Annotated in this window: 12 protein-coding genes; 5 read left to right on the plus strand and 7 right to left on the minus strand. The window is 61.5% G+C overall.

Going from position 1 to position 18,164, the window contains the following annotated elements:
- A partial coding sequence (locus PSV43_RS20150; protein WP_300201776.1) for an ATP-binding cassette domain-containing protein occupies positions 1-488 on the plus strand: 488 nt, incomplete at its 5' end.
- Positions 489-983: 495 nt separating this feature from the next.
- On the opposite strand, the gene PSV43_RS20155 is transcribed toward PSV43_RS20150, so the two are convergent.
- Positions 984-4,565, minus strand: coding sequence for a WD40 repeat domain-containing serine/threonine-protein kinase (locus PSV43_RS20155; RefSeq protein ID WP_300201778.1), 3,582 nt, complete (start codon positions 4,563-4,565; stop codon positions 984-986).
- Here PSV43_RS20155 and PSV43_RS20160 point away from each other — a divergent pair.
- Positions 4,564-4,830 (plus strand): hypothetical protein, encoded by a 267-nt coding sequence (locus PSV43_RS20160; protein WP_300201781.1) that lies wholly within the window; start codon positions 4,564-4,566, stop codon positions 4,828-4,830. The genes PSV43_RS20155 and PSV43_RS20160 overlap by 2 nt on opposite strands.
- Before the next feature lie 156 nt (positions 4,831-4,986).
- On the opposite strand, the gene PSV43_RS20165 is transcribed toward PSV43_RS20160, so the two are convergent.
- The 6 genes from PSV43_RS20165 to PSV43_RS20190 all read right to left on the minus strand — a co-directional run bounded on the left by PSV43_RS20165 (position 4,987) and on the right by PSV43_RS20190 (position 15,472).
- Positions 4,987-7,191: a copper-translocating P-type ATPase gene (locus PSV43_RS20165; RefSeq protein WP_300201784.1), complete on the minus strand. Its 2,205-nt coding sequence runs from the start codon at positions 7,189-7,191 to the stop codon at positions 4,987-4,989.
- A gap of 1,135 nt (positions 7,192-8,326) precedes the next feature.
- Entirely contained in the window at positions 8,327-11,341 is a 3,015-nt protein-coding gene (locus PSV43_RS20170) for a DUF1553 domain-containing protein (RefSeq protein ID WP_300201787.1), read from the minus strand.
- 807 nt (positions 11,342-12,148) lie between these two features.
- On the minus strand, positions 12,149-12,478 hold the full coding sequence (locus PSV43_RS20175) for a hypothetical protein (protein WP_300201790.1): 330 nt from the start codon (positions 12,476-12,478) through the stop codon (positions 12,149-12,151).
- Between the two features lie 410 nt (positions 12,479-12,888).
- The gene (gene panC, locus PSV43_RS20180; RefSeq protein WP_300201793.1) at positions 12,889-13,737 is read right to left on the minus strand and encodes a pantoate--beta-alanine ligase; all 849 of its coding nucleotides are present in this window, start codon (positions 13,735-13,737) and stop codon (positions 12,889-12,891) included.
- A complete protein-coding gene (locus PSV43_RS20185; RefSeq protein ID WP_300201795.1) occupies positions 13,734-14,582 on the minus strand; it encodes an ABC transporter permease subunit in 849 nt (282 codons plus the stop codon). Before PSV43_RS20185 ends, panC begins: the two co-directional genes overlap by 4 nt.
- Positions 14,579-15,472, minus strand: a complete 894-nt coding sequence (locus PSV43_RS20190) for an ABC transporter ATP-binding protein (RefSeq protein WP_300201798.1) — start codon at positions 15,470-15,472, stop codon at positions 14,579-14,581. Before PSV43_RS20190 ends, PSV43_RS20185 begins: the two co-directional genes overlap by 4 nt.
- 132 nt (positions 15,473-15,604) lie before the next feature.
- Between PSV43_RS20190 and PSV43_RS20195 the strand changes: the two genes are divergently transcribed.
- The 3 genes from PSV43_RS20195 (at position 15,605) to PSV43_RS20205 (ending at position 17,955) form a co-directional block, all read left to right on the plus strand.
- On the plus strand, positions 15,605-16,327 hold the full coding sequence (locus PSV43_RS20195) for a HAMP domain-containing sensor histidine kinase (protein WP_300201800.1): 723 nt from the start codon (positions 15,605-15,607) through the stop codon (positions 16,325-16,327).
- A gap of 99 nt (positions 16,328-16,426) precedes the next feature.
- Positions 16,427-17,176: a hypothetical protein gene (locus PSV43_RS20200; RefSeq protein WP_300201802.1), complete on the plus strand. Its 750-nt coding sequence runs from the start codon at positions 16,427-16,429 to the stop codon at positions 17,174-17,176.
- A 191-nt stretch (positions 17,177-17,367) separates the two neighbouring features.
- Positions 17,368-17,955 (plus strand): hypothetical protein, encoded by a 588-nt coding sequence (locus tag PSV43_RS20205; protein ID WP_300201805.1) that lies wholly within the window; start codon positions 17,368-17,370, stop codon positions 17,953-17,955.
- The last annotated feature ends 209 nt before the right edge of the window (positions 17,956-18,164 follow it).

Consider the following 18,164-nt stretch of genomic DNA (forward strand, 5'->3'; position numbering starts at 1 on the left):
TGGGGACGAATGTGAAGCTGGGGTATTTTTCGCAGCATCGGGCGGATACTTTGGACCCGGACTGCAGTGTGCTGGAGGAGCTGAAGCGTGTGGCGCCGGAGCTGCGTGAGGATGAGGCGCGGAGCATCTTGGGGTCGTTCCTGTTCAAGCGTGAGGATGTGCACAAGAAGTGCCGGGTGCTGAGCGGTGGGGAGAAGAGCCGGGTGAATCTGGTGAAGTTCTTGGTGGATCCGCCGAACTTGCTGCTGATGGACGAGCCGACGACGCATCTGGATATCTGGGCGATTGAGGGGCTGATCCTGGCGCTGCAGAAGTTTGAGGGGACGCTGGTGTTCATCAGCCATGACGTGCATTTTATCCGCATGCTGGGGACGAAGGTGCTGCACATTGTGGATGGCAGGGTGACGGCGTATGCGGGGGACTATGACTACTACCTGCAGAAGACGGGGGCGGAGGAGAATGCGCGGGCGGCGGTGATTGCGGGGTGAGCGCGGGGGAAGGGAGAGCGTGTAGAGCCCTATTTGGACTCTTGGGGCGGCGGGTGTATGATGCGCGCTCGGAGACGGGCGGGCTGTCGCCACACCCATCCTACGGCCAGAGAAGGGCGGAGGAGAATGCGCGGGCGGCGGTGATTGCGGGGTGAGGTGAGTTAAGAGGGGGAATGGTGGCCGCAAAAAAACGCAAAAAAGAGGATCAAAAACGGAGGGGGATGGCGGAATGCTACCTTCTCCTGGGGGCTGGGTAGGGCGCTGGCGTGGGAGGTGGCGGGTGCGCTGGCCGACAGGCAGGAGTGCCTATCGTACTTGGCCGAAGCAGAGGCGGAGGAGAGAGCGTGTAGAGCCCTATTTGGACTCTTGGGGCGGCAGGTGTTTGCCGTGCGCTCGGAGACGGGCGGGCTGTCGCCACACCCATCTTACGGGGAGGCGTGGAAGTGTGTGGCGCTGGGCTCATCTCGACGGAGCGAGATGGCTACTACTGCTGCTCTATTTCGGGAGGGCGGGGACGAGGAGCTTGGCGCGTTCGGCGGCGTCGCGGTCTTTGGGGCGGTAGCGGAGGAGCTCGCGGGCGGCGGCGGGGGAGCCTTGCTGCTTGAGGGAGGTGAGGTATTCGTCGAAGGGCTGGCGCTCGGAGGGGGAGAGGGGGCGGGAGGCGGCGGTGGCGAGGAGCCAGCGGGCCCAGGTGACGGCGGTTTCTTCGCCTTTGGCGGGCTTTTTGGGAATGGCTGCGACGGCGGCTTCGTAGTCGGCGAGGGAGAGCTCTTCGATGTTGCCGGCGGGATTGAGATGGAGGCGGGCTAGGCCTTCTGCGAGCTTGAGGAACCACTCGGGCAAGGGGGTGCCTTTGGGGGGCATGGCGGCGCTGAAGAAGCCGTGGCCGGCGATGCGAAAGAGGACGCTGCTGCTGTCGTCGGAAACGCGGGCGACGACGATGCCGTCTTCATCGCTACTGCTGCGCGGGGTGTCGCGGATGCCGGGGGTGAGGGCGTCTCCGGTGCGGAGCTGCCAGACGCGGAGTTCGCCTTCATCGGTGACGGTGACGAGGCGCTGGTCATCGGGGCTGAGGGCGATGACGGGGACGTAGGAGCGGTGCTTGATGGTGACGATGTTTTCGCGGGTGGCGATGTCCCAGACGCGCACGGCGCGATCGCGGCCGGAGGTGATGAGGAGTTTTTCATCCTGGGTCAGAGTGACGGCACCGACTGCGGGGGGATGATGGAAGGGTTTGCCGATGGGCTTGAGGGTCTTGGCGTCGTAAATGAAGACGGTGCCGTCTGGATCTGCGGCGGCGTACATGGTCTTTTTGCGATTGGCGCCGCCGGCTTCGGAGAAGCGGAGCTGCTCGGGAGAATTGTCCGGGCCTTTGATGCGGGTGATGAGGTTTTTGTCGAGGACATCGACGAATTTGCGCTGGGACATGCGCTCATGGATGTCCCAGACCTGCACGAAGGGATTTCCACTGGGAGCGAGGACGAGGAGGGAGCCGTCGCGGGTGAATTTGGCATCCTTGACGGCATATTCGACGTGGGAGGAAAGGAGGGCACCGGTTTGAATGTCGAACACGCTGACATCGCCATGTCTGGAGACGGTGGTAATGAGGCTGGTGTCCGCGGCGGGCATGGACTTGAGGATTTCGCCGTCGTGCTTGCGGGTGGGAAAACGAAGCTGACCGCTGATGTGATTCCAGATGTGTACGTAACCGCCGCCGTCACCGACGACGAGGGAGCTGCCATCAGCGCTGAAGGCGAGCGAAGTCACTGAGGACGGATGCATGAGGGGTGTGAGCATCTCCTCTGTGCGGAAGTTGCCGACGAAGACTTCGCCTTTGTTCATGCCGAGGGCGATGAGCTCATGGACGGGCTCGATGGCGACGTGGAGAAGTCCTTTGTCCACTTCGATGGGGGCCCCGACGGCCTGACCGAGGCGGAGATCCCAGGTGGTGGCGGCACCGTCGGCGCCTTGGGGATCGACGGGATCGCCGCTGAAAATGGAGGCGGCGAAGACGCCGTCGTAGTCAACGGCGATCTCGCCGACGACGCCTTTTTGCTTCATGACGACGGCGGGTTCCTGGGGCTTGCGGAGGTCCCAGAGATGGATGGCACCCATGTCAGTGGCATCGACTTCGCTGCCGGCGAGGAGCTTGGTGCCGTTGCCGGAGAAGGCGATGCAGGTGACGATGCTCGGCATGCGGGGCTGGAGATTGCGGCGCTTGCCGTCGCTGAGCGTCCAGAGTTCGACGTTGCCGTCATCGCGTGCGACGACGGCGTGCTCGCCGTCGGGAGTGATGTCGAGGCAGGTGATCTGCATGCCGGGCGGGACGGGGTGGTCGGTGCGCTCGCCGGTTTTCATGTCCCAGACGGAGATGACGGAACGGCGGGGAGCGGGTGGTGTGCCGGGCGCGGTCTTGGTCTTGGGCTTGATGAAGGAGGCTGCGACCACTTTGCCAGCTACGCGACTGACGGCGACTTTGGAGGCGTCTGCCGCGCCTTCTGGCAGCGCTAGCGGGGCGGTGTCTGGACGAATGAGGTGAACGTTGGCGAGGAGGGAGAGGAGATTGGTGGAGGAGAGTTCGTTGGCGGGGTCGGTGCGCAGGGAGCGTGCGAGATAGGCGACGGCGTCGTTGTACTGACCGCGCTCGGTGAACTGACGGGCCATCTGCTCGTCGGAGCGGCTGAAGGATTTTTTGAGGTTTTCGCGACCGAGTTCGGCTTCGACGCGGTTGCGCTCGGCTTTGAAGTACAGGGCGGTGCTGGTGATGCCGCCGATGAGGACGGCGAGAGAGATGGCGACGGCGGCGGCGACGCTGACGCGATGGCGGCGCACGAACTTGGTGATGAGATACCGGCGGCTGGGCGGACGGGCGGTGATGGGCTCGAAGCTGAGGTAGCGGGTGATGTCGTCGGCGAGATCGTCGGCGCTGCCGTAGCGGCGGGCGGGGTCACGTTCGAGGGCCTTGAGGGCGATCCAGTCGAGATCGCCCTGCACGCTGGGCTCGATGGTGGAGGGCTTGGGAGGATCTTTCTCTGCGAGATCGCGGAGGAGGACGTGGATGGGCTTGGCGGCGACATCAGCCGGGGTGATGAGCGGGCGACCGCAGAGCAGTTCGAAGAAGACGCCGCCGAGTGCATAGACGTCTGAGCGGGTATCGACAAACGAGCTGCCGTTTTCGATCTGTTCGGGGCTGATGTAGCCGGGGGTGCCGACGAGTTGATCGACGCCGGTGGCGATGGTGTGGCCGGAGCCTTCGCCTTCCATGACTTTGGCGATGCCGAAGTCGATGACTTTGGGGACGGCCTTGCCGGCTTCGTCCATGACCATGATGTTGCCGGGCTTGATGTCGCGATGGATGATGCCCTTTTGATGGGCGTGATTCACGGCACGGCAGACGGGAATGAAGAGTGCGAGGCGCTGGCGCAGATTGAGGGCGTTCTGCTTGCAGTAGCTGGTGATGGAGCGGCCCTTCACCAACTCCATGACGAAATAGGGCGCACCGATGTCTGTTTCACCCGCATCGAGAATGCGGGCGATGTTGGGATGCTCCATGATGGCGAGCGTGCGCTGCTCGATGGCGAAACGACCGAGGATGTCTGAGGAGGTGACGCCGGCCTTGACGATCTTGATGGCGACGATGCGGTGAATGGGCTTCACCTGCTCGGCACGATAAACGACGCCGAAGCCGCCTTCGCCGAGCTTGTCGAGCAGGCGGTAACGATCGCCGATCCAGCCGTCGTTGCCGGTGAGGGACTCCATGTGCGAGCGCGGCTTGGACGTGCTGCCCATTGACGCCATGGAACTGGCGGTGGCGGCAGGCAGGCCGCCGTGGCTCTGCATGGTGGAGGCACCGGGGAGCGTGGCTGCGCCTGGAAGCGTCGCTGCTCTGCCGGTGTTGATTGCGATGGTCTGATCTTCCGGACCGAGGGTGATGTTGCCGGTATCCAAAGGCGGTGAAAACTTTTGTTTCGCCCCCATCGTCGCCGCCGGCAGGTTGCGGCTTGGATTTGGGATGGCGATGGTCATGTCATCAGGGCCCAGCGTGATATTGCCCGTGGACGGCTCTTGAGGTGGCATGAACTTCGCATCCTTGTCTTCCGAGGATGGTGGTGCTGGCTTGGCCGGATCAGGATTCACAGTAGAAAAAGGAAATACGAGGGCAATGTTTCAGAGAACCGGGGTGCGGGCAAGCCTTGTAAGCTGGGAGGGGCAAAAAGGTTGGGCGCAGGAGCGAGGATGGGACGGCTCTGGCTGGATGCTTTTTGGCTTTTTGGGCATGGTGTGGCCTGCGGGCGTTTTTCCAGAACGAGCTGAAGCTCTGGAGTACTTTCTTTTTACTTGAAGCTCCGCAGGCGGAGGCTGTTCAGAATTACGGAGACGCTGCAGAAGGACATGGCGACACTGGGACGGCTCTGGCTGGGCGCTTTTTGGCTTTTGGACATGGCGTGGCCTGCGGGCGCTTTTCCAGAACGAGCTGAAGCTCTGGAGTACTTTCTTTTTACTTGAAGCTCCGCAGGCGGAGGCTGTTCAGAATTACGGAGACGCTGCTCAGGGACATGGCGACACTGGCGATCATGGGATTGAGCAGCCAGCCGGTGAAGGGATACAAAATGCCGGCGGCGAGGGGGATGCCGAGGCCGTTGTATAGGAAGGCAAACATGAGATTCTGACGAATGATCTTCATGGTGGCGTGGCTGAGGGCGAAGGCTTGATGGAGGGAACGGAGATCCCCTTTCATCAGTGTGACGGAGGCGCTTTGGATCGCGACTTCTGTGCCGGTGCCCATGGCGATGCCGACATCGGCAGCGGCGAGGGCGGGTGCGTCGTTGATGCCGTCTCCAGCGAAGGCGACGTGGCGGTCTTTGCCGCGGGCCTGATAGACGTGGAGGAGTTTTTCCTTGGGGGAGACTTCGGCGACGACTTCTTCGATGCTCAGATCTTTTGCGACGCGCTGAGCGGTGGCGAGAGAGTCGCCGGTGATCATCTGTAATTTCAAACCAAGCGCATGCAGTGTGGCTATGGCGGCCGGGGCGGAGTCTTTGATTTTGTCTTTGATGGCGATGAGGCCGAGGGGCTTTTCATTGAGCACGACGACGACGACGGTGCAGCCTTCCTCCTGCAGTTTCATCGAGTGGGCGTGGCACTCGGCGCTGATGAAGACGCCGTTCTTTTTCAAGAACGCTTCCTGACCGATGAAGACCTCGCTTTCACCGACATTTGCCAGCACGCCGCTGCCCGTGATGGACTGAAAACCTGTGACGGCGGCGATGGGTATGTTGCGCTCCTTCGCGGCGTTGACGATGGCGGTGGCGAGGGGGTGCTCGCTCAAGGCTTCGACTGCTGCGGCGCAGGCGAGGAGATCGTGGGCGGAGAGACCGGGCAGAGGGAAAATTTCGGTTACTGAAGGTTTGCCCTCGGTCAGGGTGCCGGTTTTGTCGAGCAGCACGATGTCGATGTCGTGGAGGCGCTCGAGGGTTTCGGCGTTTTTGATGAGCACGCCGAGCTGCGCGCCGCGCCCCAGGCCTACAGTGACCGCCATGGGCGTGGCGAGACCGAGTGCGCAGGGGCAGGCGATGATCAGGACCGCGACGGCATTGACGACGGCGAAGGCGAAGGAGGGCTGGGGGCCCAACTGCCACCAGAGCAGGAAGGTCAGTAGTGCCACGCCGACGACGGCGGGGACGAACCAGGCGGAGACGCGATCTGCCAGACGCTGCACGGGGGCGCGACTGGCCTGGGCCTTGGCGGTCATTTCAACGATCTGGCTTAGCAGGGTGTGTGCGCCGACGCGCTCGGCACGCATGAGGAAGGTGCCGCTGCCATTGACTGTGCCGCCTGTCACTGCTGCGTTTGCTTCCTTTTTCTGCGGCATGGATTCGCCGGTGAGCATGGATTCATCCACGGTCGAGCTGCCATCGGTCACGCTGCCATCGACGGGAATGCGTGCGCCGGGTTTGATGCGGAGAACGTCGCCGATTTGGATTTCGTCCACCGGGGTGTCGATCTCTTCGCCATCGCGAATCAGCAGCGCGGTTTTGGGCGCGAGGTTCATCAAGGCGCGAATGGCGGAGCCGGTGGCGTTGCGGGCGCGGAGTTCGAGGAGCTGGCCGAGGAGGACGAGGACGGTGATGACGGCAGCGCTTTCGAAGTAGAGCACCATGCCGTGGCGCGTGGCCGCGTGGGGCAGCCAGTGCGGAGCGACGAGCGCGACCATGCTGTACAGCCATGCGGCGAGCACGCCGAGGCCGATGAGGGTGAACATGTTGAAGCGCAGGGTGCGCAGTGAATTGGCGAAGCGCACGAGCAAGGGCCAGCCGACCCAGAAGACGACGGGCGTGGCCCAGACGATCTGCATCCAGCCGGAGGCTTCGTGGGGGATGTCGCGAATGACCGGGAGGTCCATGCCCATGGAAAGCAGGACGACGGGGGCGGTCATGGCGGTGCTCCAGCGCACGCGGGACCAGAGATCACGCACTTCATCGTCACCGCCGTCGCCGCAGCATTCGGGCTCATTGCGGTGCGCGAGAGGGTTCTTTTCCAAAGCCATGCCGCACATCGGGCAGGCACCGGGTTTGTCAGAACGAACGCCCTCGCACATGGGGCAGATGTAAGGGGCTGGGGGCAGGTCTTCCTTCACAGCGGCAACCGACGGCTTCTCATCCGAGGAGCAGTGCGGGCAGGATGTGGGTGAGTTGGGGAGCATTGCGGCGGCAGAGTAGTCGCACAAACAACGCCATCTCTAGGCGATTTTTGGTGAAAGGTGTGGGTGCCCCAGGGAGACTGTGAATGAAGTGAAACCGCAGAGAATGAACGGACGCAGAGATTTGAATCTGAAGAGTTTTTGCTGCGGTCTTTGGAAGCTGCGGAGGTGAAGCGGTTTCCAAAACACATATTTCGTTTAGCGGGCTGTTTCTTGATCGCAGATCGTGGGCTTCCTTCTTCGCTCTCCTGCGTCGAGCTACGAAGGACAGGTCGACGGCGGCGGGCTGAGGACAGCCAGCCCTACCAGCGATGGGCATGCGCTGTTCGGCGCGAAGGTGAATGCACAACACCAGCCGATTTTTGGCGAAAGGTGTGGGTGCCCCAGGGAGACTGTGAATGAAGTGAAACCGCAGATAATGAACGGACGCAGAGATTTGAGTCTGAAGAGTTTTTGCTGCGGTCTTTGGAAGCTGCTGTTTATGGGGCGCCGGGCATGATGGCACGCGGATGTGGCGTCTTTGCAATGCCGCCTGGATGCGGAATGAAGCGGGTGGGGGATTTCGCAAACGCACGATGCCTTTAGCCATTGGCAAAACTGATTTCCGGTAAGGCAAGTCTGAGGTGCCCTATGTCTCACTTAGGGCGATGATGCCTGAGGGCTGTTAGGGACGCGCTGTGTGCGTCCCTGTCATCCTTCGTCCCAGTGCCGTCGCGCGGCCCTGCGTTCCGCATCTCACCGAGAGCTCCACCTCTCCTCCCGCAGTGTCCTTTTCCATCTCGCAGCCATCGCGCTGTAGAAGGCTGCAGGGACGGCGCACCTTTTTGGGATTGCCTGCGGTGTCACAGACCCGAAAACAGGGACGCGCGCAACGCGTCCCTACCAGCCCTAGAGCAGCGGCAGGACGCGGCATTTCGGAAATCAGTTTTGCAAAACGCCCTATGGGTGGAGGAGTGGGCGCAGGCTGCAAGTGAGGGGCGAGGCCATGCTGTGGTGGACGGGCTTTCTACACGCGACTGGGTGAGGACATACGAACGCGCTGGTGGTCGGACGGTTTGGCGAAGAGGCGATGGAGCACGAGACTGACCTGGACGCCAAACACATCCAACCTACGGCGCGGAGCGCGGAGCGCGGCGCATCAGCCTTTGGTGATGCATTCGTCGAGGTTGAGGATGGCGCTGGCTACGGCGTACCAGGCGGCGAATTCGGTGGTGGAGAGATTGGGGGGCAGTTCCAGGCCGGTGCTGAGTTGTTGCGTGGCTTTGGGGTCTGCTTTGGCGGATTCGAACTGGGTTTCCCAGAGGGTTTTGAGGACGACGAGTTCCTGTGGCTGTGGGGAGCGTGCGAGGGCGAGGCGGAAGGCGTGGTAGAGGCGGGAGTCGAGGTCTGTGCTAGGTGATTCGGCGACGATGCGTTTGGCGAAGGCCTGAGTGGCTCCGACGTAAACGGGGTCGTTGAGGAGGGTGAGGGCCTGCAAGGGGGTGTTGCTGCGGGAGCGGCGCACGACGCAGGCCATGCGGGCGCTGGCGTCGAAGTTCATGAAGCTGGGATAGGGGGAGCCGCGCTTGAGCACGACGTAGAGGCCACGGCGGTACTGCTCGGCTCCTGGGCTGACGACGTAGTTGTACTGCTGGCCGCCGACTTTCTTCCAGAGGTCGTCGGGCTGTGGAGGGCGGATGGGCGTGCCGCCTTGCTTGAGATTGAGGAGGCCGGCGATGGACAGGGCGTTGTCGCGGATGGTTTCGGCGTCGAGGCGGAAACGGGGGCCGTGCCAGAGGAGGTGGTTTTCAGGATCGGTTTGCAGGGCCAAGCCGGTGGAAGCACGGGAGCTTTGCTGGTAGGCGGCGCTGAGGACGATTTTTTTGAGGAGGTGCTTCATGTCCCAGCCGTTGTCCGCGAACTCGGTGGCGAGCCAGTCGAGGAGTTCGGGATGACTTGGAGGCGCGCCTTTGATGCCGAAGTCCTCGAGTGTGCTGACGATGCCTGCACCGAACAACTCGGCCCACCAGCGGTTGACGGTGACGCGGGCGACGAGGGGGTTTTCACGACTGACGAGCCACTTGGCGAGGGTGAGGCGGTTGGGCGGGCCTTTGAGCGGGGTGTTGAAGATGGCTGGGACTGCGGCGGTGACGGGGTCAGCGGGATCAGTGTAAACGCCGCGTTTGAAAATGGTGCTCATGCGTGGCTGCGGGAGCTCGCGCATGATTTCGGTGGTGGGGGCGGCGAGGGCGGTGATCTGCTTTTGCAGCGCGGCTTTTTGATTTTCGAGTTTGGCGAGGGCGGGATCTTTGGAAACGGGTGAGGGAGGAGCTTTGCCTTTGCGCGCCTTTTGAGCGACGACGGGGGCGGGCTCTGGGACATCGGGCAGGCAGGCGGCGACATTGCCTGTGATGCTGGAGATGCGCAGGCAGCCGATGACGAGGGCGTTGCCGAAATTTTGCGCCATGTGAATGCTGAGCTTGGTACCGGCGGCGACGGACATGGGCTGACTGAGTTCAAAGGCGGCCCAGTGGGGTTCATGGAAACGCTGGCCGATGGCCCACCCGCTTTTGCCGGTCTTGGTGACGAGGGTGGTGACTTCGTAACCTTTTTGCGAGTAGTCGGCGTAGGCGGTCTTGAAGGTCAGGGGCTGGGTTTTGCCGTCGGGGGTGGTGAGGGTGCAGTCGAAGGAGTGGAGGACGAAGTTGGGACGATTGACCCCTCCCCTGCCCGGCCCATCGCCGGGAATGGAGGCGTGGGTGAGGGTGTCGAGCATGAGGCCGCTGAGCTCTCCGGCGGTGAGTTCGGCTTCGAAGGTGTAGGTGTCTTTGTCGGGGGCCGGGCCGGTGAGGAGGACGCTGCCGTCAGGCTGCAGTTCGGACTCGGCATCGCTCTCGGTGATGAAGGCGGTGGGTTTGAGGGCTTTGAGGGCACTGGATGATGCGATTTTGGCGGAGGGAGATGCCGTCGGAGCACCGGCTGTGGCGAGCTGTTTTTGACGAGACGCGAGCTGGGCATTGAGGGTTTTCATTTGGGCGGCGAGCTGCGCTCTCTGTGCATCGCCACCGGGGTCGCTGATTTTATAGGGGGTGCCTTGGAACTGAATGGAGCCGGGGGTGGTGGGGCTGGTGCGCTCGGCTTCCTTCTCGGTGTTGTTGTAGTAGGCTAGCAGTGAGTAGTAGTCGCGCTGGCTGATGGGGTCGTATTTGTGATTGTGGCACTGGGCGCACTCGAGCGTGGTGCCGAGCCAGACGGTGCCGGTGGTGTTGACGCGGTCGATGACTTGATTGATGCGGCTTTCCTCGGGCTCGGTGCCGGCTTCGACGTTGGTGGGGGTGCAGCGGTGAAAACCGGTGGCGATGATTTGTTCGGGCGTGGCGTTGGGGAGGAGGTCGCCGGCGATTTGTTCGAGGGTGAACTGATCGAAGGGCATGTTGGCATTGAGGGAGTTTACGACCCAGTCGCGCCAGGCCCAGACTTCGCGGAGGTCATCGCGCTGGAAGCCGTGGGAGTCGGCGTAGCGGGCGAGATCGAGCCAAGGGCGTGCCCAGCGGACGCCGAATTGTTTGGAAGCGAGGAGGCGGGTGGATAGATGCTCGATGCTGGAGGCTGGATCCTGGGAGTGCTCTTTGATGAAGGCGGCGACTTCAGAGGGAGCGGGAGGAAGGCCGGTGAGGTCGAGGGAGAGGCGGCGGATGAGGATTTCGGGGGTGGCTGAGGGGGATGGGGTGAGTTGAGATGCTTCGAGTTTGGCGAGGATGAAATGGTCGATTTCGTTCTGGGGCCATGCTTGGTTTTTTACGGTGGGCAAAGGCGGACGCTGGGGTGGGAGGTAGCTCCAGTGCTGGAGGGTTTCGAGTTTATCGGGCCATGGGGCACCGGCTTTGATCCAGGCGCGGAGATGGTCGATCTCGATGGCGGTGAGGCGGTCGCCGCGTTTGGGCATGGCGTCTTTGTCTTCCTGGGGCAAGGCGACGCGGCGGAGGAGATCGGTGCCGATTTTGAGGTGCTGGGGTGAGGCGTGATCGAGGCGGAGGTCGCCTTTGTGTTTTTCAGGGCCGTGGCACTCGAAGCAGGCGCGCTGGAGGACGGGGTAGACATCGCGGGAGAAGTCGGTGGGTGCGGCGTGGGCAGCGGCTGTGGCGAGCAGCGTGATGAGGGCGAGACGAAGCATGCTTCTGTATGAACGAAGTGCGGGGGGTGGACTTTCGGACTTGATGGGATCGGGTGGGGGGAGGAGTCGCGGTGCGTGGTGTGTGAGCGGGGTGCTGCGGGTTCGGAGACCCGCGCTCCTGCCGGAGGGCTTCTTCGTTCTGCGGGCCGGGGAGGACACTGAGCGTGAGGCTGGTTTGGATTGCGGGAGCGCTGGGTGGTGCGACCGGAACCTGCTGAAGCAGGTACTACATTTCGTACGCTGTGGACTGCGGTGCGCTGGGGAGATGATGGAACTGGGAGGGTGGGGAGGAGTCGCGGTGCAGGGTGTGTGAGCGGGGTGCTGCGGGTTCGGAGACCCGCGCTCCTGCCGGACTGGCTGACGCGTAGCCGCGAAGCGAACCCCTAACTACGCACTCAGAAACGAGCGGGCGTGTTGGGGAGTACGAACAAACCGCACTCGGAGAGTGCGGACCACTTCACGCTGGATTGGCGGTGATTGTGCCGAGAAGAAGGCCCAGAGAGGCTTTATTGGGACTCTTGGAGCGAGGTGTGTTTAACGCACGCTCGGAGACGGGCGGGCTGTCGCCACACCCATCCCACAGTATGCAGGTGCCTTGGGTGCTTTTGATGGTTATAGCGGTACGCAAAATCCATTTCCGTTTAGCAGGTTGTTTCTTGATCGCAGATCATGGGCTTCGACGGCGGCTGGCTGAGGACAGCCAGCCCTACCAGCGCTGGGCAGACGCGCGTCGCCATGCTCTGCTTTCCGGAAATCAGTTTTGGCAAACGCTATATGCGGGAACGAGTCTGATCCCGGGCTACGACCTCAGAGGAGGCGGCGGGCGTTGCGGAGGCCGTCGGCGGTGACGACGGCTTGATTGCGGGCGGCGACCATGAAGTCGAGGTAGTTGAGCCACTGCATGGGGCGGAGGGAGGCGAGGCCCATGCTGCGGCGGCTGTAACCGTAGTCGGCGATCTCCCAGCCGAAGTCGGAATGGCGGTTGCGGTAGTCGGTGCGGTGAATCCAGGCACCGAATTCGTCTTTGCGCCAGACTTCGGGATCGTTGCCGGGAATGACCTGCGCGAGATTCCAGACGCTGCGGACGACTTCGAGGTCGTAGCCTTCGGCGCTGTGACTGGAGAGGGGCTCGGACATGGAGAACTAAGGCGCGATGGACTGGAATGTCCCGCCTGACGGAAATGGTGAGTTACACCGCAGAGCACCTGAACTCAAGGCTGCTAGATGGTGGAACGGAGGGTAACGGCGGGGGCCATTCGGGAATGGGGCGCTGGTTTTTGGCAAAGCAGAGGAGACCGGAGATTTGAACCACGGAATACACAGAATACACGGAAGGGGGATCTGATTTGAGGATGTGCGAAAAGGGAACGCTGTTTTTTGGCAACGGGAATGGCCGGAGATTTGCGCCGCAGAGGCTGGAACGCCGCAGAGATTTTACAGAATCGGTTCAGAGCCCATCTGCGATTTAGTTATTCGGGAGATGGGAACGCAGCAGAGATTTTCCTGAATGGGGCTGAGGTGCACTGGCTTGTTCAATGGTTCTTTGCTTACTTCAGCTCGATGTTGTCGATGAGACGGGTGGTGCCGAAAAAGACGGCGATGGCAATGACGACGAGTTCGGTGGTGGCCGAGACGGACTCTAGGGTGTGGGCATCCGCGACGGCGACGTAGTCGATGCGGCTGGAGGGGGCCTTCTCCTGGATCATCTGGGTGATGAGACGGCGGAGGACATCGGGGTCACGCGCGCCGTTTTTCCAGGCGTCACGTGCGGCGAGGAGGGCGGTGCGGAGAGAGGGGGCCTCCAGACGTTCTTCGGGGGTCAGGTAGCGATTGCGGCTGCTCATGGCGAGACCGTCAGGCTCGCGCACAGTTTCGATGCCATGAAGCACGACGTTGAAGTCGAGATCGCGCACGAGACGGCGGATGATGGCGAACTGCTGGTAGTCTTTTTTGCCGAACACGGCGTCGTCGCACTGCACGAGGTTGAACAATTTGGCGACGATGGCGCAGACGCCTTCGAAGTGGCCGGGGCGGCTGGCACCGCAGTGCAACTGCGAGAGGCTGGTCTCGTGCAGGACAATGCTGCGATCCGGGGGATAAAGATCCTCGGCCTTCGGGGCGAAGATCATGTCTGCGCCGTTGTCACGGCAGAGGCTGAGGTCTTCGATGAGGGTGCGGGGGTATTTGGTGAAATCTTCGCCGGGGCCAAACTGCAGGGGATTGACGAAGATGCTGACGGCGACATTGCCGCTCGGGCCGGCGATCTCGCGAGCGGCGCGAATGAGCGCGGCATGGCCATCGTGCAAAGCACCCATGGTGGGCACAAAGACGCAGCGCGCGCCTTTGTTGATGGTGCTCCAGGAACGAAGCTGGCGGATGTTGTTGATGACGTTCATGATTTTAAGTCTCTGGATTCAAATACGGCGTAGCCCAGGGTAAAGAGCGTAACGTTTACGGCAAAAAGCACTGCGTAGCTTCTGGCGATGATGGGCCAGTCGATGGTTTCAGCGACGACACGGGCCCAGACGCCGATGTGCTTGGTGAGCAGAAGGTACTCGTGGCTTTCCATGAAACGGCTTTCGCGCAGGATCATGTCCACCAAGGCGTAGGAGAGGGCGCCGATGGTGGCGGCGGCGGGTTTGATGGGGAAGCAGGAGAGGAAAAAGGCGATGCTGCTGATGGTCGTCATGCCGAGACCGAGCATCAAACCTGCGAGCATGTAGCGCTGAATGCCGGGGCCCCAATCGTAGAAGGCGACGACATTGATTTCCGGAGCAAAGGCGAAGAAGCCGCCGCCAAGGCCTTTCATGGCAATGCCGAGAAGGAAGGCGACGAAAAACAAAAAGAGGATGAGCAGCACGGCGTAAGTGCTGGCGGTGAGATACTTTAGGAGCAGGAGCCGAAAGCGGCTAACGGGACGGGCGAGCAGGAGGCGAAGGTGGCCATCCTCGGCCTCCTTGGCCACGATGTCTCCGGCGACGAGGGTGAGGTAGATACCGCCGAGAATGAAGACGGCGAGCTTCACGACGATGAAGGCAAGGGTGAGACCGGAGATGTAGTACTCGAAGGATTCGGTCTGGGGGGCGATGACCTTGGCCATCCATTTCTCAAAGCCCATGGTCTTGAGCATGATGAGGATGACGACCTGCAGGACGGAGAAGACGCCGAAGCCGATGTAGGTGCGCTTGCGTGCGAAGAGCTTCAGGAGCTCGCCATACCACTGCTGGAGGAAGAGGGTCATGACCGGGAGGAGAGGCCCATGTAGAGGTCTTCGAGGGTGCGGCGATGCGCCTGCCAGGTGTTGACCTGCACTTTGCCGTTCACGAGTGCGGCGACGAGTTCGTGCGGCTCCATGGTGGGGGGGACTTCGACGATGCCGTGTTTGTCCATATTGGCGCCGACGCGGTCGAGCACTTCGCGGGCGAGGCCGAGGTCGCTGGTTTCGAGCTGAAACATGCGGCGGGAATTTTCCTGGGAGGGAACGGGGCCTTCGTAGACTTTTTTGCCGTCCTTGAGGATGACGCAGCGGTCGCACATCTGCTCGACTTCGCCGAGGAGGTGGGAGTTGAGCATGATGGTCATGCCGTGGTGCTTGCGGAGATGGAGGATGAGTTCGCGGAATTCGCGGATGCCTTCGGGGTCGAGGCCGTCGGTGGGTTCGTCGAGGAGGAGGATTTTGGGCTGTGGCAGGAGAGCCTGGGCGAGGGCGAGGCGCTGACGCATGCCGTGGCTGTAGGTGGAGGTTTTTTGCTGGATGGCGCGGGTGAGATTGACCATCTGGACGACGCGCTTCACTTCGGCTTCGTCCCACCAGCCGGAGAGGGAGCAGAGGGCGCGGAGGTTTTGCCAGCCGCTGAGGTAGTCGTAGAACACGGCGGCTTCGTAGATGGCACCGATCTGCTGGAGGGCTGCGCCGCGATTTTGCTGCACGCTGCGGCCGCCGATGCGGACCTCGCCGGCGTCCGGCCGGACCATGCCGAGGGTGATGCCCATGATGGTGCTCTTGCCGGCACCGTTGTGACCGAGGAGGCCGAGGATTTCCCCTTCCCGCAGTTCGAAGCCGACGTCATCGAGCGCGAGCCGCCCGGTGGGCCAGCGCTTGGTGAGGTGTCGTACTTCGAGGAGAGCCATGGAGTGTGACATTGGCGTGATGCTGCTGCGGATGCCAGTTTTTAGTCACACAGCACAGAAGAAGTCGCCAAATTCGCATTTACACCGCTGCCGCCCGACTGCATTACTGCGGTGTCCAAGCACACTCTCGTCATGCAGTTTTATTTCCCTACGACCCTCAATCTCGGCCAAGAACATAGCGAAGGCTTTCACCAGGAACTGCTGAGAGGACTGACGCACAAGCTGAACAATCTGCTGGCGGTGATCCAGGGTTTCAGCAGCCTGATTTTGATGTCAGACGACCTTGATCCGGGCGTGAGCGAAAACATGCAGCACATCCGCGAAGCTTCTCTGGGTGTGACGAATCTGAGCGAGCGCATTCGCTCTGCGGGTGGCTGTGCGAAAATCACGCCGCAGTCACTCGGTTTGAATGAATACCTGCCGGTCATCGAAGGCGCGGTGATGGAGCCGTTTCAGAGGGGCGGAGTGCAACTGGAAGCGGATGTGCAGGCTGGGCTGCCGCCGATCCTGGTGGATCCGACGAAGTTCAAAGACATCCTGACGGAGTTGCTGAAAAATGCGGCTGAAGCTGCTGCCAAGGGTGGTGGCCGCTGCGCGCTGAAGATTTGCGGGCCGGGCACGATCACGCCGGCTGAACAGCGGAGGGTGGACATTCTGGTGAGCAACACGGGCTCACAGATCGCCCCGGAGAAGATTCAGGAGGTTTTCCGTCCGTTCCATGGTTCCAAGAACAGCAACCACCTCGGCCTGGGGCTGACGATTGCCGCGATGCTGAGCCATCAAATGAACGTGCAACTGGGCGTGGCCTCCGAGAACAACACGACGACGTTCTGGCTGAGCTGCCCGATGGTTTGAGCCTCGGCTGAATGTTTTTTGAGTTTTGACGTTTAAGATAGATGCAACGGGAGCCCTGTTTTCGTTGTCTATTTGGACATCACCCATTGGAGGTCACTCATGAAACGATCTGTTCTCTTCGCCGCCCTGCTGCTCAGCGTGCTTCCGGCCGGAGCTGCGCCGAAAAACTACGGCACCATCACGACCGTTAAAGGCAAGTCCTTCTACGAGTGTCAGGTCGTGCATGTCTATCCGGACGGGGTGACTTTTTCGCACCGAAATGGGGCATCCAAAATCCCCTTTGCGGAGCTTCCTGAGAGCCTGCGCAGTGAATTCCGGTATGACGCGAAGGCGGAGGCCGATTATCGAAAGCAACAGGCAGCACTCCGTCAAGCCGAGCAGGAGCAACAGAAGCTGCGGGAGATTGCGATGCAGGAACGACTGATGGAGGCGAGGATGGCCGAGGCCAGCTATCTGGCGACCGCCAGCCGCCTTGATGCCGCGTCAGCATCCGTGGCAGAGAAGCAACCCCCTTCGTGGGTGGGAACCCCGATCACCGGTCCGGCCATGGGCGGCCGGTCTTACAGTGGAGGCAGCTACTCAGGCTTTGGCTACCCGTTTGGCTACTCGGGCAGCGGGTATTATTCGGGCGGCTACTCTGCGGGGATCGGCTATGGCTACCCTTATGGCGGCTGCTCGTATGGGAGCTACCCCGTTTATGGAGGGTATTCGTACGGCGGCTACCCGAGCTACGGGGGCTATTATGGAGGCGGCTACCGCCCCACGGTCAGCGGCCAATGGAATCTCGGCAATGGCATCCGCATCCGGATTGGCGGGGGCGGGTTTGGTGGAATGCATCACCACCCTTGAGAGGGTGCTTCGGTCATGCGAAGCAATAAGTGCTGGTAAAAGTGACGTTATGGAGTCAAATCCATTAATATATGAAAACGTTCTCACTTTTGATTATCACTTTTCAATTGGGACTCATGGTTGCGGCGACTGCCTCTGAACCGACGACGATTGAAACCGCTCAAGGGAAAACTTATGTGCGATGCAAGGTCATGAAACGTGAGCCGGACGGTGTGTCGTTTTCCCACAGCAGGGGCGTGGCGAAAGTGCTGTATTCGGATCTGTCTGAAAGGATGCGCAATGCTTTGGGCTATGATGCCGTCAAAGCGGATGCGTATGACAAAGAGCGTGCCGAGGCACGCAAGGAGGCCGAGCAGGCGCGGCAGGAACGGAATACCAAGCTGGCGGAGGCCATGATCGCCGCGCAGGCCAAGTATGCAGCGCAACGGCCAGTGGTGTATGTGCAGCAGCCGAATGGCGGGTATATGCAGAGCCTGGCACCGGTGCTGGGGCTGGGCCAAATCGGGGGATATTATGGCGGGGGCTACCCTGGGCACGGAATGCGGCATTCACGCGGATGGAGTCCTAGCAGGACCACGATCGGCGCTGGCTCCGGCGGCGTTTATGTGCCGCAGGGAAACGGCAATACGTTCTACGGTTTTCCTAACGTGAGCTACAGTCCTACGCTGGGGTACACGAATACGAACATCCATACGCCGGTTTTCTTTGGCGGGCCGAATCCAGGGGTGGTTCCCGGTGTGGGGATTCGGGGGAGCACGACGATTTCCGGGCATCACTAGAGAGCGGTGCCTTCCTTCCGTGGAAGATAGGAACTGGGGAGCGTGGGAATGATGAGCGAGCGATATACTTGTGATCATCTTTCGCCCACAACGCGGAAGGGATATAGCGGTTCGCAAAACTTATTTCCGTTTAGAAGGCTGTTTCTTGCTAGTGGATCATGGGCTTCGACGGCGGCTGGCTGAGGACAGCCAGCCCTACCTTCGCTGGG

The organism is Prosthecobacter sp. (genome assembly GCF_029946185.1).
GTDB lineage: Bacteria > Verrucomicrobiota > Verrucomicrobiia > Verrucomicrobiales > Verrucomicrobiaceae > Prosthecobacter.